The sequence below is a fragment of the Brevundimonas sp. KH_058 genome (assembly GCF_057838505.1).
In genome coordinates, this window is sequence record NZ_CM174469.1 from 388,970 (window position 1) to 403,030 (window position 14,061).

Genomic DNA, 14,061 nt, shown 5'->3' on the forward strand with positions numbered 1-14,061 from the left:
ATCATGCCGCCGACGGAATGCCTGCCCGCCATCAAGCCCACAGCGCCACCGCGTTCTAAATGCCAAGGCCTTCGCTGCCGCCAAAAAGATAGGCTCACAAGTTGTAAGTTAAGCGCCCGGCTCATTAGGTAGGTTGACAGATGCATTGAGCCGGTCATATGAGCCAGCCTATAACATCACCTAACTTATGAGCCAGCGATGCACCGCATTGCCTACTACCGGGTCAGCACCGGGGACCAGAGCATAGAGAGCCAGCGCCTCGCCCTCGGCGGGGACTTCGATCAAGAGTTCAGCGACGAAGGCATAAGCGGCGGGACGCTCGCGGCTAACCGGCCGGGCTTCTCCGATCTGCTAAGCAAGGTCCGGCCCGGCGACACAGTCCATGTCTATGCCGTTGACCGCCTCGGCCGAGACGCCTTGGACGTTCAGGCCACCGTTCGCCGCCTTATCGACGAGGGCGTCACCGTCCATGTCCACGGCCTCGGCCCCATTGGTCGCGGTGTCGGGGAGTTGATCCTCGCCGTGCTGGCCCAAGTCGCGGACATGGAGCGCCAGCGGATCAAGGAGCGGACGCAAGCTGGCCGGGTCGCCGCTCGGGCCTCTCTCGCTGCGACAGGCCGGACGCACAGGGGCAAGGAAAGCCTCGGCCGTCCGAAGGCTCAGGACGCCGCCGCCGTAGTCGCATGGCGCGAGGACAATGACGCCAGCATCACAGAGACCGCCTGTCACTTCGGCCTCTCTCCGGCTACCGTGAAACGCTACAAGGCGGCAAAGGCGTAGGCTTGGCAGCGGAAACCGAGTGCGGCCGCTTAGCCTTCATTTTAGCAGCGACGCGTGATGGTCGGACTAGCAAGTGGTGGAAGTTGAGAAGCATCCATCCGGCCTCGCTAGCACCGCCACCCCGCTAGAAGGCACGCTGAGCTGCGCTGGTTTTTGTGCCGACGAAAGTATCGATACCGCCACGCACAGAGAAACCCAGTGGCGCGTTGTATCTATTTCCGGGGAAGCCAAGGCTGGAAAGCCAAGGGGAGGAAGCCGAAGAGTGTCCCTAGATGAACCAAGCAGTACGGCTAACTAGGGAAAGGCGGCAGCGACGATAGCGCCCCAAGAGGCGGCTGTGGGTTGGATGGACCAAGAGCCACTGATCGAAGGGTCCAAGAAGCAAGGAGACCCACGACCAGTCAGCATGCCAAGGGCCAGGGAACCGCAAGCTGGTCAGGACTGACAAAGGGTCAATAAGAAGGAAGCATGGTGAAATCCTCCCTCCGCAGGTAGCGGGTAGCATGAGCAGACACACAAGAAGCTATCTAGGCAGAGCCTTCCCGCAAGCCTCATAGACCCGAGCGATAGCTGCCGCTGATCCCGCGCCGGGAAAGCTGGTGGTGTAGCCGGAGTAGCCCGCCTCCAGAGGTTCGACCCTGAAAGCGATCCGACTGGATGCTGATGCCGCCCGCGTGAACTGTCTGACCCAGACATCATCCGTCAGAATGGCGGCACCACTCCCGCCTTCGGACCAAGGAGCGTTAGAGATCGCCCCCTGATCAAAGCGATGGGTTATAGTGGAGGCATTCATGTTTATGCCACGCGGAAACATTAGCGATACGTAAACTCTATGCGTCGAGTAATCGCACTTAACTACCAACGTGTATCTGTCCAAGCCATGTATTCTGGCAGGAGCTGTAGCCATTACGAATGACGTAGGCACATTTGCAGTCGTAACGCCCGCTGGTGAGCTACTTTCTACTGTAGCTATGCCTCGCCGCCTGTCTGTCATTGGGTCAGTAGTGACCCTCACGTTCCATCCGGGCGCACCAGCATACGCTGTCGTAACGGCTCCGCATGCCACGCTGAGGCAACTCAGCACCACCGCCCCAAATACCCTAATGACCGGCAAATCTCGAACCTTTCAAACGTGATCGCCATCCTCAGGGCATGCGTGCGAACGCGGACCTGCAAATGGGTGAGACATTTTTGAACGTGAGCGGGCCGCATATTTTGAGCCGCCGTGAGGAGGGCAATCCACATCACGGCTCAGCTCTACCATCGCTAAAATAGGTCGTAAATACCGTGGCCGTATATACCACAAGCGGCCCAGATCGCGCCTATGGGCCGCATCTCTGGACAGCAGGATGAGGGCGGCGATCTCGCCGCCTTAGGTCAAGCCATCCGCGCCCGGCGACGCGAAATGTATCTGTCTCAAGAAGCGCTTGCGCATGCGGCAGGGATCGACCGCTCTCACATGGGCAAGATCGAACGCGGCGAGCGCAATCTGACGATGCTCAACGTGCTGAGGATAGCGAGCGCCCTCGGTTTCTCTGCCGCTGAGCTCCTCGCAAAAGCGGAGCTTTGAGACCCGCACTCGCACTTGGCCGGGCAAACCCAAGCGGAGTATCCGATCACGCTCAGCGCCTCGCTTTTCGGCACTCTCGCCGCCACTCAGCCCCGAGGAGGGGGCGGCAGCACGAACCCGGGAATTCGGTAGCGCGCCATCGCATCGACAAGGGGTGCAAGGGGGAAATCGAGCGAGCCGTATTTATCAGCTACATCCCCGGTTTCGTGACCCGTGATGGCGTTGTGAACCGCCGTGTCCAGCATGCAAGCTCGGGCGTAGTCTTTGAAGCTGTGTCGCAACGAGTGGAAAACCACCCTCGGATCAGTGACCAAGCAAGTCTTACGCAAGTATCGACCGTACCATTTTGACCAGTTCCCCATAAGCTCTCCCGAGCTGGCAGGCCTGATGGAGTGGAAGATACGCTCCCTACCCTGCGCGCGCGCAGTAGCGACTACTTGCAAAAAGCCTAGTCCGATCAGGTCACTATGAAGAGGAACGCGTCGCTCGCTTCCCTCTGTTTTTACTTTTTGACCACGCGCCTCGTTTTCGACAATCCGCACTACCCAGGCAGAGCATTCATTGCCATCGATATCATCGTAGCGCTCTTGGCAGACGTTCTCGGGATGCAACTGGCCCAACTCAGTTTGTCTTGCACCGGTATAAAGCGACAAAAGCGGAAGCCAGTACGCAGCCTCGCCGCCGCCCCCTACTGGCCGATCTCCCTGAGAATGAACAGGTCCTCTGAACAACGATGTAAGTTCGTCCCTAGTGTATCCGCGACGCTTGTCACCCGAGCGAGCCTTATCGAGCACGCTTATGCCTTTAGCCGGATTGACCTCAATCAGATCGTTTGCCACAGCAAAATTGAATAACGTTCCAAGAAACGGAATTATGACATTAATGTTCTTAGGTGTGCTTCCGTCTGCGAGAAGAGCATCTTTAAATGCTATGACGTGCTGCTTCTTCACATCTTGAATAGACAAGACGCCAACTACATTTTCGAACCGCCTCACGCTTCTCTGGAGGTCTTTTACGGATCTGGGCTGTGGCCTCCGCTCCTTCTCCCATCGCACCAATAGTTCGGACAAGGTCAATCGTGGACCAGCATCTCTATTGATTGATGGCTTATTCGAAACACTCGCCAGCGCTGCCGCCCCCTCGCCGGTGAGGAGAGCTCGCGTAGCGATCCTCATTCCTTCAGCTTCGGCAACCGACAAACCAGTGAAGTCTCCGTGCTTTATGGTGCCATCGTAAACCCACATGGCGTCGTCGGTCTCAGCATTGAACTGTTCCAACTTCCCAGCGGCGATGTAGTTGGCACGCCTTTTCCTCAATCCCACTAAGGCCCGCGCGGCGTAGGCATTTATATCGATCGGCTCAGATATGGCGGGGGCGTCAACCCGTTCTACGTCTACGACGCGTCGCAAGGCTCGCGCAGCAGCGAACTCCTGATCAAAAGCGGCCCATAGCACCACGTGCCGACGCTTCGCCTCAGCCGGGTCCGCCGTTCCCAATGCCCTGACGATATCCCGCTTCCCGCCGTATGCGGGACGGAGCTCTAAGGGGATGATGCGGCGCGTGGAATACCGCCCACCCTCGCGTCTGATAAGACCAGTCAACACGTCTGCTTTCTCCGTATCGAGTGTAGCAGACATTCGGCCCATCACCATTTTAAGTGACTGATTTCACAAGAAACTCTTTCAGAACAAGAGCTTGTAGCACCGTGGCGGACAGAGAGGAAATCGTTTCTTCTTGTGAATTCAAGGCCTTACCTCGCCTAACGGCGTGTAAGGCGCATATTGAAATCCCTAGGGATTTTTCCCGTTTGGCTAACCCCTCGGGACGTCTCTCGGACACGAAAAACCCCGCCAGCGTTGCAGCGCTCGACGGGGTTCGAATGGGCTTGGCACAACACTCAAGGCCGAAGGCATCATACCCCCTGCCCGACTCGCCTGCAACGCCGGAGGTTCGCTCATGAGCCGCCGCCTCGCCCCCGAGAACTTCGTCGCCGAAAAACTGGCCTGGCATCAGCGGATCGCCAGCGATCCCAAGATCAGCCTTCAGGCCAAGGCCGTCGCCGGCTTCATCCTCCACGATCTGAACCCTTGCGAAGGTGGCGCCTGGCGCGGCCAGGAGAGCATGGCGACCAGCCTAGGCGTCAGCCCCCGGCAGCTGCGACGCCATCTCAAAGATCTGCAGGCCGCCGGCTATCTCGAAGTGGAGGTCCGCAGAGGGTGCGGCCGGACCAACATCTGTCGCGCGACCCTGCCCGGCGAAGCCGCTAAGGCACAGCAAAACCGGTCATCGGCGACCGATCAAACCCACGAAAAGCGGACGCAGGCGACCACTCAAACGCCAGAAAACCGGACATCAGCGACACGAAAACCGGTCACCGGTGACCGACAATACCTTTATGAACCCATTAAAAGATTTCGCGCCACCGAAAGCCGACGACCAGATGGCGGCGCCGGGACGCCGGCGAGGCTCCTCCCGTTCGCCCAGACCGACATCCGCCAGGCGGTCGTCAAAATCGCGGGGGAAGGCGCGGCGGTGAGTTACCTAGATCGCGCCAGATGGGAGCCCGACGAACGGCGCATCCTCTGCACTAGCCCCATTGCCTTCACCCGACTGACGGATCTCGTGGGCGAGCCGCTGGCGGCGAGAGGCGTATCCATCGCGCTGCAGCCCTGTGGCGCCCGGCAACTCGCGGCCTGATCGAGAGGGATGCAGCCAATACACCCGATATTCACCGCACAATTTGCGTCGATTACGTCTTGCCCTTGCGGCGAATAGCCTACACATTCACCGCAGAAAGCGCGGCAAATATGACCTACATCCACGAACTGGCTGATTGGCCCAATCTGACCTGGGACGACAGCGCCCTCGCCCAACCGCTCGCCGCCGTCCGCCATCGCCAAGGCCGGCTGATCGGACGGATGGAGGCCTTGGGCTTTCCGCTCCGCGAGGAAGCCGTCCTCCGCACCCTGACCGAGGACGTGCTGAAGTCCAGCGAGATCGAGGGCGAAGTCCTGGACCGAGACCAGGTCCGCTCCTCCATCGCCCGCCGCCTGGGCATGGACGTCGTCGGCCTGGTCCTGGCGGATCGCAACGTCGAGGGCGTCGTCGAGATGATGCTCGACGCGACCCAGAACTACTCCAAACCGCTCACCGCCGACCGCCTATTCGGATGGCACGCCGCCCTCTTCCCAACGGGTCGCAGCGGCATGAGCCGGATCACCGTCGGTGCCTGGCGCACGCCGCACGGCGACCCGATGCAGGTCGTCTCGGGACCGGTCGGCCGCGAACGCGTCCACTACGAAGCTCCCGCTGCCGACCGTCTCGACGCCGAGATGACGGCCTTCCTGCAATGGTTCGAGACCGCCACGCCCGACCCGGTGCTGAAGGCCGGCGTCGCCCACCTGTGGTTCGTCACCAACCACCCGTTCGACGACGGCAACGGCCGTATAGCCCGCGCCATCGCCGACCTCTCCCTGGCCCGCGCCGAAGGCACGCCCCAGCGCTTCTACAGCATGTCCGCCCAGATCCGCGCCGAGCGGAAGGCCTATTACGAGACGCTGGAGGCGACCCAGAAAGGCGATCTAGACATCACCGCTTGGCTGCTGTGGTTCATCGACTGCCTCGACCGCGCCTTCGACGGTGCCGAAACCATCCTAGCCAGCGTCATACGCAAGGCCAGCTTCTGGGAAGCCCTGGCCGATCAGCAGCTGAACGAACGCCAGAGGAAGGTGCTCAACCGCCTGCTCGACGGGTTTGAGGGCAAGTTGACCAACGCGAAGTGGGCGGCTCTGGCCAAGACGTCGTCGGACACCGCGCTGCGAGATATAAACGATCTCGTGCAGCGCGGGGTGCTGGAGAGAGACGAGCGTGGTGGGCGGAGCACAAGCTATTCGGTCGCACTCTGACTTCTCAAACGCGCAAGCTGAATGCGACGAGGTTCTGCGAAAACAATGCCATGGTCGCGCCGCTCCGGGACCGGAGACAACGTCGTATTCGCGCCAGCAGCGGACATGGGCTCCCGGTCGGAAACGCGACGTTGAAACCAACATCGAATGTCCGCTTGTTGGCTGGGAGCCAGCCGTCCCTTACTCAGGGCGCTCCAAGCTCATCTTTTAGGAAATCAGCCACGGTCGCGCCTGCGTTAACTGCCTCCAGAATTTTCAGGCTACCCTTGGGCTTTTTGTTAGCGAACGTGACGTGACCCCCGTTTCTCATCCAGCCATAACGAGAGTCCTTTGGTGATCTGAACTGGGGTTGGTGGGGTTGGCAAGAGGCCGGTCAGCGCAGCCTTCAACCAGCGCAGCGGACCGGCCGATCTTTCCGCTGAGCGCATCTGCGTAAGCCTGCGGCGTCAGCCATCCCAGCTTTGAGTGCGGCCGGGTTTCATTGTAGTCGCGCCGCCAGGCTTCGAGCACGACACGGGCGTGCGGCAATGATCGGAACAGCGTCTCGTTCAGCAGCTCGTCACGCAGGCGGCCGTTGAAGCTTTCGTTGAAGCCGTTCTGCTGGGGCTTGCCTGGCGCGATGTAGTGCCAGCCGACCCCGGCCTCGTCCGCCCAGGCCAGAATGGCGTTGGACGTATATTCCGTGCCGTTGTCGCTGATGATCGTGTCCGGGCGCCCCCGTCGCAGGATGATGGCGTCCAGCTCGCGCGCCACCCGCCGGCCCGACAGCGAGGTGTCGGCGACGAGTCCGAGGCACTCACGTGTGCAGTTGTCGATCACTGTGAGGATGCGGAAGCGCCGCCCATCGGTCATCTGATCGGACACGAAGTCCAGCGACCAGCGCTGGTTTGCGACCAGAGGAATCTCCAGCGGCCGCCTTGTGCCCATGGCGCGTTTGCGCCCGCCGCGCCGACGCACCGTCAGCTTCTCTTCGCGGTAGATCCGCTGGACCCGCTTCTTGTTGACCGCATGCCCCTCGCGCCGGAGCATCACGTGCAGACGTCGATAGCCGAACCGCCGACGCTCCTGGGCCAAGGCCTTCAGCCGATCGCGCAGGGCGCCATCGTCCGGTCGTGTCGCCTGATAGCGCACGCTCGTCCGATCCACGCCCAGCACCCGACAAGCCCGCCGCTCGCTCATCGCGTAGGCCGACTGCAGGTGCGCCGCCGCCGCTCGATGCGCAGCGGGCGTCACCACTTTTTTCCCAGCAGATCCTTCAGCGCGACGTTGTCCAGCATCGAGTCCGCCAGCATCCGCTTCAGCTTGGCGTTCTCGTCTTCCAGCACCTTCAGGCGCCGGGCCTCCGACACGTCCATGCCGCCATATTTGGCTTTCCACTTGTAGAAGGTCGGCGAGCTCAGCCCGTGCTTCCTGCACAGGTCCGCCACCGGGACACCGGCCTCCTGCTCGCGCAGGATCCCGATGATCTGCTCTTCCGTGAACCTTGATCGCTTCATTCTGTCCGTCCTTTCGAGGAGCGGACTCTAGCTATTCCTGGAGGAGTTTCAGGGGGTCACGTCATAACTTGTCTCCACTTCAGACCGCCTAATGGCCTGATCGGAGATCGCATTTCGTGAAGCCGCTCTCGTTTAAGCGCCATCGCTTTCCAGCGGCGGTGATCCGGCAAGCCGTGTGGCTCTACTTCCGTTTCAGCCTCAGCCTTCGCGACGTTGAAGAGCTGATGGCCGCGCGCGGGATCGACGTCAGCTATGAGACGATCCGCTGCTGGACGATCAAGTTTGGGCAAGTTGCGGCCCGCCTCGATTAACCTGACAGCGCTGACGTGTTGGAGGCCCGGCGGCTGAAGGCGCTGGGCCTCCAACACGTCCAAGCTACATAAGCACGTGCTTGACAGCCTCTGCCACTAGTTCCGGGGTTACTTTGAACCATTCAGTGGAACTGTAAGATCGTCCGTCCGCCCCCGTCACCCGCAAAGCTATATGATAAGGTCGAAGAGCCCGGTGGATGAGTTGTTCAACCTCCTTTGCCGAGTGGCCGACCAACTCATACGTTTCTACGATCGCCACAGGCGCGAACAGGAATGTCGACTGCGTTTCGGCGTGCGCTATGCGGTCCTCGACCGCTGCTGATGTGGTGCCGACCTTGAGCAGTCCTTGGACCTCGGGTTTCTCTGATAGAGAGCGCAGGACGTATACGAAGCCCGTCCGAGCTCCGCTAAACAGGGGCCCCGCGTCCTTCGTCCCGACTCGGCGGGCATCTTTATCCTCGTAAAGCCGTCGTACGAGCGACGACATCAGCAGATTTGATTCCGTGCCGTTGTCGAAGATCACACGCAATCGGGCGTCAAGTTTGCCATTGCGCTGGTGCTCGTCGCGAAGGTCCGCCACATGGACGAGTTGGCCCTTGAGGACAAAGAACTCGCCTAGCTCGAGACGCTCCTGCCGGAAAGGTTGGGGCTTGCGCGTCCCTTGATCAACGGCCGCTCGAATGCTCCGAAACAGCGGCTCGAACCGTTCAAAGTCCGGGCATGGGCGTCGGTCGGCGACGAAGTCTGGTCGTGCCATCGGCCTCAGTTCTTCCCGCACCTCGAAGATGTCGAGGCCATCGGAAAGCAGCGGATCATCGAGAGGATCGGTGGCGATGGCCTCGCCGAACACAAGGTTGCGAGTATCGTAAGGCACAAGCTCAGAGAGGTCCGTCTTTGATGCCCGTAGTCCACTCAGTTCGTTGGCGAGCATGCGCTCTCGAACACTGCGCCCTGGCTCAGAGACCGGCTCGGCACCTGCTTCGTCTATAAAGGCATTGATCCGCTCGATCACCTCGACTGCGCGATCAATGAGGGGCGTTCGCGCCGCCTTCGGCGCTTCGTCAGGTGTGAGCAGAAGCTCGTCATTGAGGTAGTCAATCTCTTCAGGCATCGACTTGCCCTTCGTCCGCACCAGCCATGGCAGCGCGTTTCTCCCGCGAAAGTTTGCGCAAGAATGCCAAGGCATCTGCCAGCCTCACCTCGCGGCCATTGGGGGAATTCAGATTGGGCTCGCGGCCCTCTCGCTGGACGAATTCCTTGACGCGTGAATAGAGCTTTTCCGCTTCTTCCTGCGTCATGCTCACCTTCAGTGCACGAACCTCGCCGTGCAGGCGGGCGAGCAGTTCTTCAGAGAGTTCCTTGGATAACAGTTCATAGGCATCGTCGAAGTCGCGGCGGCCGCCGAGCAGATCGACCTGCAACTCCCTTACGTTTATGAACCGCGCGGCTTGCTGCACGAAACGGTCGCCGGCGTTTGGTCCTGCGGTGTCGCGACCGCCATCACCTTCGTCTGGTCCGGTGAACATCGGCTGCTCCCCTTCAGAAACTCCTGACGTCTGGATGATGCTCGGGTCTTTGGCGACTTCGCGACCCAATCCAGCCCGCACACCGAACAGCCCAACCGTATCCTGCACCTGTTCTGGTGAGAAACTAGGATAGCGGCGCTTGATCACGTCAGTGACCACTAGGTCGTACATCACGTCCGTGTGGTGATCGTCAGGATTTATCATAACCGTCAGCGTGCGCGGGTCGCTTTGCACATCAGCGAACAGGTCGTTGAAGTCGTTCTCGATCGCTTCGACAGCTTTCTCGTCGATCTCCGGCATGCCGACAATTTCGATCTCGCCCGCATTTGTCACCGGCTCCAACTTCGACTTGTCGCTCGGCGAACCATCGAATTGGTCAGCGCCCTTGTGCGTGCGGAACTTGAAGACAGGGGCCATGACCTGCTCCATTAAGAGCGACACCGAGATAGCCTTCAGCATGTCGTTCACAGCACGGCTTACAGCGTCGTCCTTTGCGAAGGGAGCAGAGACGAGATTGGTGAACTGCGCCTCCTCTTTGCCCGGCGCATCGCGCGTCGCTCGGCCGATAATCTGCACGACTTCAGTCAGCGAGCCTCGGTAACCGACCGTGAGAACGTGCTCACACCACACCCAATCGAAGCCTTCCTTGGCCATGCCAAGCGCGATGATAATGTCGACATCGTCACGGTCCTTTACGGCGCGCAGGCTCGCCAACACTTTCTCGCGGTCGGTACTATCGTCCACGAGGTTGGCGATCTTGAGCGTACGATCGCCAGCGGTAAGGCGGACAAAACCGGTGGCGGGGTCAATGCTGGTTTTGGGACTGTCGCCCAAGCGGTCGCCGATCGCATCAACGATGGCGTCCACCGCAAACATCTTGTTCACTCCACTCCCCTCAGCCGAACCGACATGCGGGATGTGCACGATCGTCTTCATATGCGGATCTAGGGCGCCGCCGATCGCGTCTAGATATTTCCCCTGATAGAAGCGGAAGTTGATGCGCAGCGTCTTGAGGTACTCGTAGCCGTTAAGCTGCTCATAGTAGGTGTAAATCACCTTCTCAAAACGAGCCTCGTCTTGGGGGTGTAGCACCGCCGTGCCATCGCCGCGAAAGTAGGACCCGGTCATGGCGAGGATGTGCGCGGCGTCGTGGCCCGCCTCGCCAGCCCGGTCGACAAGACCGCGCAACAAGTTGCCGAGCCTGCTGTTCTCGTCAGAAGAAGCATGGTGCAGTTCGTCAACGCAGATAAGCGCACGGTCAAACAACGTCACGTCATCGGTCTTGGCGTAAGCGGCGCGCAAGGTGGAGTGGGTGCACAGCGCCGTTTGCCCGCTGCTCTCGCCGCGCAGGAAGCTGATCAGCTCTTCCACCTTTCGGCCCGTCTCAGAGCCGACAGTGCAGAGGTCAAGGTCAAGCCGCCAGTCCGAGTGGAAGCCGCCGGCTTTGAGGCCTGTGTTTCGGAACGAGGAGCCGATGGATCGCTCGGGCACCGCGATCACCACGCGGTCCACAACGTTGGTGCGAAGCTTCTCCAGGCCCACAAACATCGCTGCGCGGGACTTGCCGGATGCGGGTGGCGATTTCACCAGTAAATGCTGCGCATCCAGCTTATCCCAAACCCTAGCCTGCATGACGCGCATGCCGAAGTGGTTGGTCGCCTTGGAGGCACCTGTACCGCCATAGTTGAGCGTGATGGAGCCGAGGCCGTTCTCGCCCGCCTTGTTTGCCGCCTCGCTCATGCATTCACCCTTTCTGCGGTGTGGGCTAAATTCTCTTCTCCCGCAGCCAGTCGCGCGTAGAGTTGCAGCATGTGCTCGACACGGTCAGCGTCCGAGCGGTAGCGACGCGAGCCGAAAATCGTCTCAACCGTTTCGTCTAAGTCTTCATGGGCGCGGCGCAGGGCGTTGGACATCTTTGCGGGGACGTAAAGCTCGCCTAGAGAGCGGCCGAATCCGGCTTCCTTACGCACCTCGTCGATTGTCCACCAATGTTCCTCGAGCTCCGCCTTTCGGCGCTCTGAAAGCGACGGCAATGGAAAAGTATTCCAGACTAATTGGTTTGAGTAGGACGGATCCTCTTTCATTCGACCACCCACTGTTTCTAGCCAAAGCCGGTGCATTCGAGAGGATAGAATCGCAGCTTGCCAAATTGATCCGTCAAAGAGTCCATAAATCTTGTTATTTATTATATTCTGGTTATCCATCACCGCAACAGGAAGCCAGCCTCGATCTTCGGATGTGATCGCCGGCACCATGATCGTATGCGAAGCTGCGGCGCCCGGCCGCTGAAGAAAACGATGGGGCCGATCCCCGAACGCCTTGGAAATGTCAGAGGCATTTTCCTTGGATCGGTCCCGAGATACTGCCTCGAATCGTCGTGCCAATTCAGGAAAAGCCTTCGCCTCCTCAACCTCTTCGTCCCCTACCCACAAACAATACCGTTCAATGCCCTTCATCAGCTCTTGAGAACCGTAGAGCCGGCGTATGAAGCGGACTGCGGCTGGATGCGCCTCCAATAGCGAGTTGCGCTCGCTGCGGTCGAGAATCAGATTGCCGCCATCAGTAGGTTGGTTGCCGCGAGTCATCTGCTCGAGATCGGGGGCAAGCGGCTTGCTTGTCTTGGCTACGATCGTCGTGGCACCGGGCGCGAGGTAGGGACCTATTACTTCCACGTCGCGCACGGTTTCACCGTCGAATAGGCGCTTGGGCGCGGCGACAGGCAGGCCCATCCCGATAATTACGCAAGTCACGCCCGCGTTGTTGGCCGCGAGATTCGACCACTTGAATGAACGATGGGCGAAACGAATTTCGAGGTCTTCCAGCAGATGGGGCCAAAGCTCGGGCACCTGCACACCTTGCACAATCGAGTTGGTCGCCACAAAGGCGAACGGCGCGCCGGTCGCTAATGCATAGTCGCGCGCCTTGGCGAACCAAAGTGCCACGTAGTCAAGATTGCCCCAATTTTTTACCCGCCCCTTAAACACGCGCGCCATGTCCACCTTTTGCTCGGGTGACCAGTATGATGATCCACGGAACTGCGGGTTTCCGACAACGAGCGTTTCTGCTCCAGCGACCGGAGGACAAACCGCGAGCCAGTCGATCTCGGAGGAGTTGCCCTTCACAATCACTCCAGCCTTCTGGAGCGGAAGGAAGTCAGTGCGCTGACCGAGGTCCAGTTCAAGTTGCTGGTCGCACTGATACTTGGCGATCCACAGGCCCAGCCGTGCTGCCTGGCAGGCGAAGTCGTCGATCTCGATTCCGAAAAATTGTTCCAGTGCGATGCCCGACAGGCGGGGCGTGGCGAGGCGGCGGAACGCCTCCGTTTCCAGCGCCCGCAACTCCTTGTAGGTGAGGATCAGAAAATTGCCGGAGCCACAGGCTGGATCGAACACGCGGATATGGCTGAGCCGTTCTAGGAACGCGCGCAGCCGCACTTTGTTGACGCCCGCCTGATCCAACTCACGTTTCAGAGCATCAAGCAGAAGGGGCTCGAGCACCTTCATGATGTTTGATGGGGACGTGTAATGCATCCCCAGTTCGCCACGCTTGTCCACGTCGACAACGGCCTGAAGCATAGAGCCGAAAATGTCAGGATTGATGAGCTTCCAGTTCAATCCGGCGCAGTCGAGAAGCAGTTTTCGGCAACGCCCGTCCATCGCAGGCATTGCCACATCTTCCTCAAACAGAGAGCCGTTGACATAGGGCAGCCTGGACCACCCCCTCGTTTCGGCCGGCCGCTCGTCCAGCTTCGTGTCCATGTGCCGGAATGCGCTTTCAAGGAAAGCAGCGAGGTCCGCCCCCCCAACCTCCGTCGACCTGCGCACGGCGGTTTCGAAAGCATCCTTTTCAAAAATACCGACATCGTCCGAGAACAGGCAGAATAATACGCGCGCCATGAAGATATTGAGCGCGTGTCGATCCGCTTCTGTCGTCCAGCTCGGGTTGGCGTCGCGGACCGCATCGTGGAAGCGTGAAATAAAGCGCGTGGCCCGAACGTCGGCCAAGCGCTCTTTCTTAGGTACGTAGCGCTCGTGCCCGCCAAGCGGGAAGAACACATCGCCCTCCAACGAGAGCATATCGAGGCCGACGCGTAATGGCTCTTCATCGAACTTCGGACTGGTGTCGATGGCTGCAATTCGTTCGCCATCATAAGCCAGCAGCACACGAGGACGACGTCCCTTGGGCGAGCCCTCCGCCTCTGCACGCATCCGATCCAGCGTCGCGTCCGCCCCCCCAGGCTCCGTCGCCTCGAAGCGGAGCATCCTGGTCCAGGTGAACGAACCGCCTTGCGCTGCATCCCGAAGCTTCGTGATCGTAGAGCGAGGGGCACCTACTGCCTCCATCAGCGCCAAACCGAACTCCCCTCCTGCAGGAGGATTGGCGGCGAGCTCGTCTAGATTGGAGTATATTTCTCCTGGGGTCAGCATGTCGTCCGATTTCGTTCAGCGCAAAACCTCGCTCCCATCAGGCACT

Annotated in this window: 9 protein-coding genes and 1 pseudogene; 5 read left to right on the plus strand and 5 right to left on the minus strand. The window is 60.0% G+C overall.

The genetic code is table 11. The annotated features are described in order from the left end of the window. The first annotated feature begins 198 nt into the window (after positions 1 to 198). Both AC3ISA_RS01815 and AC3ISA_RS01820 read left to right on the plus strand, forming a co-directional pair. Positions 199 to 780: a recombinase family protein gene (locus AC3ISA_RS01815; RefSeq protein WP_489179077.1), complete on the plus strand. Its 582-nt coding sequence runs from the start codon at positions 199 to 201 to the stop codon at positions 778 to 780. A gap of 1,324 nt (positions 781 to 2,104) precedes the next feature. After that, positions 2,105 to 2,350, plus strand: coding sequence for a helix-turn-helix domain-containing protein (locus AC3ISA_RS01820; protein WP_489179078.1), 246 nt, complete (start codon positions 2,105 to 2,107; stop codon positions 2,348 to 2,350). An 86-nt stretch (positions 2,351 to 2,436) separates the two neighbouring features. On the opposite strand, the gene AC3ISA_RS01825 is transcribed toward AC3ISA_RS01820, so the two are convergent. After that, a complete protein-coding gene (locus AC3ISA_RS01825; protein ID WP_489179079.1) occupies positions 2,437 to 3,987 on the minus strand; it encodes a DUF6538 domain-containing protein in 1,551 nt (516 codons plus the stop codon). A gap of 319 nt (positions 3,988 to 4,306) precedes the next feature. Between AC3ISA_RS01825 and AC3ISA_RS01830 the strand changes: the two genes are divergently transcribed. Together AC3ISA_RS01830 and AC3ISA_RS01835 are read left to right on the plus strand one after the other, a co-directional pair. Next, complete coding sequence (locus AC3ISA_RS01830; protein WP_489179080.1) at positions 4,307 to 5,047, plus strand: hypothetical protein; 741 nt, start codon at positions 4,307 to 4,309, stop codon at positions 5,045 to 5,047. Between the two features lie 110 nt (positions 5,048 to 5,157). Beyond that, positions 5,158 to 6,255, plus strand: coding sequence for a Fic family protein (locus tag AC3ISA_RS01835; RefSeq protein WP_489179081.1), 1,098 nt, complete (start codon positions 5,158 to 5,160; stop codon positions 6,253 to 6,255). 306 nt (positions 6,256 to 6,561) lie between these two features. Here the strand turns inward: AC3ISA_RS01835 and AC3ISA_RS01840 are convergent. Next, positions 6,562 to 7,751 (minus strand): IS3 family transposase gene (locus tag AC3ISA_RS01840; protein WP_489178357.1). Its coding sequence is split into 2 segments (ribosomal slippage): positions 6,562 to 7,493 and positions 7,493 to 7,751, totalling 1,191 coding nucleotides; the frame shifts between segments, so codons are not numbered across the junction. Positions 7,752 to 7,867: 116 nt separating this feature from the next. Here AC3ISA_RS01840 and AC3ISA_RS01845 point away from each other — a divergent pair. Then, a pseudogene (locus tag AC3ISA_RS01845) lies at positions 7,868 to 8,041 on the plus strand (IS6 family transposase); the annotation flags it as partial. A gap of 85 nt (positions 8,042 to 8,126) precedes the next feature. On the opposite strand, the gene AC3ISA_RS01850 reads toward AC3ISA_RS01845, so the two are convergent. Genes AC3ISA_RS01850 through AC3ISA_RS01860 form a run of 3 tightly spaced genes read right to left on the minus strand, consistent with a single transcriptional unit; the run spans position 8,127 to position 14,015 of the window. After that, positions 8,127 to 9,173 carry a GIY-YIG nuclease family protein gene (locus AC3ISA_RS01850; protein WP_489179082.1) on the minus strand — a complete coding sequence of 349 codons (1,047 nt, stop codon included), beginning with the start codon at positions 9,171 to 9,173 and terminating at the stop codon, positions 8,127 to 8,129. Beyond that, positions 9,166 to 11,328 (minus strand): DEAD/DEAH box helicase, encoded by a 2,163-nt coding sequence (locus tag AC3ISA_RS01855; RefSeq protein ID WP_489179083.1) that lies wholly within the window; start codon positions 11,326 to 11,328, stop codon positions 9,166 to 9,168. The genes AC3ISA_RS01850 and AC3ISA_RS01855 overlap by 8 nt, the downstream gene beginning before the upstream one ends. Continuing rightward, complete coding sequence (locus AC3ISA_RS01860; protein WP_489179084.1) at positions 11,325 to 14,015, minus strand: DNA methyltransferase; 2,691 nt, start codon at positions 14,013 to 14,015, stop codon at positions 11,325 to 11,327. The genes AC3ISA_RS01855 and AC3ISA_RS01860 overlap by 4 nt, the downstream gene beginning before the upstream one ends. Between the last annotated feature and the right edge of the window lie 46 nt (positions 14,016 to 14,061).

Coding starts and splice junctions, on each gene's coding strand:
- AC3ISA_RS01855 (WP_489179083.1), bottom strand. CDS start 11,328: ATGAGCGAGGCGGCAAACAAGGCGGGCGAGAACGGCCTCGGCTCCATC.
- AC3ISA_RS01820 (WP_489179078.1), top strand. CDS start 2,105: ATGGGCCGCATCTCTGGACAGCAGGATGAGGGCGGCGATCTCGCCGCC.
- AC3ISA_RS01860 (WP_489179084.1), bottom strand. CDS start 14,015: ATGCTGACCCCAGGAGAAATATACTCCAATCTAGACGAGCTCGCCGCC.
- AC3ISA_RS01815 (WP_489179077.1), top strand. CDS start 199: ATGCACCGCATTGCCTACTACCGGGTCAGCACCGGGGACCAGAGCATA.
- AC3ISA_RS01850 (WP_489179082.1), bottom strand. CDS start 9,173: ATGCCTGAAGAGATTGACTACCTCAATGACGAGCTTCTGCTCACACCT.
- AC3ISA_RS01825 (WP_489179079.1), bottom strand. CDS start 3,987: ATGTCTGCTACACTCGATACGGAGAAAGCAGACGTGTTGACTGGTCTT.
- AC3ISA_RS01830 (WP_489179080.1), top strand. CDS start 4,307: ATGAGCCGCCGCCTCGCCCCCGAGAACTTCGTCGCCGAAAAACTGGCC.
- AC3ISA_RS01835 (WP_489179081.1), top strand. CDS start 5,158: ATGACCTACATCCACGAACTGGCTGATTGGCCCAATCTGACCTGGGAC.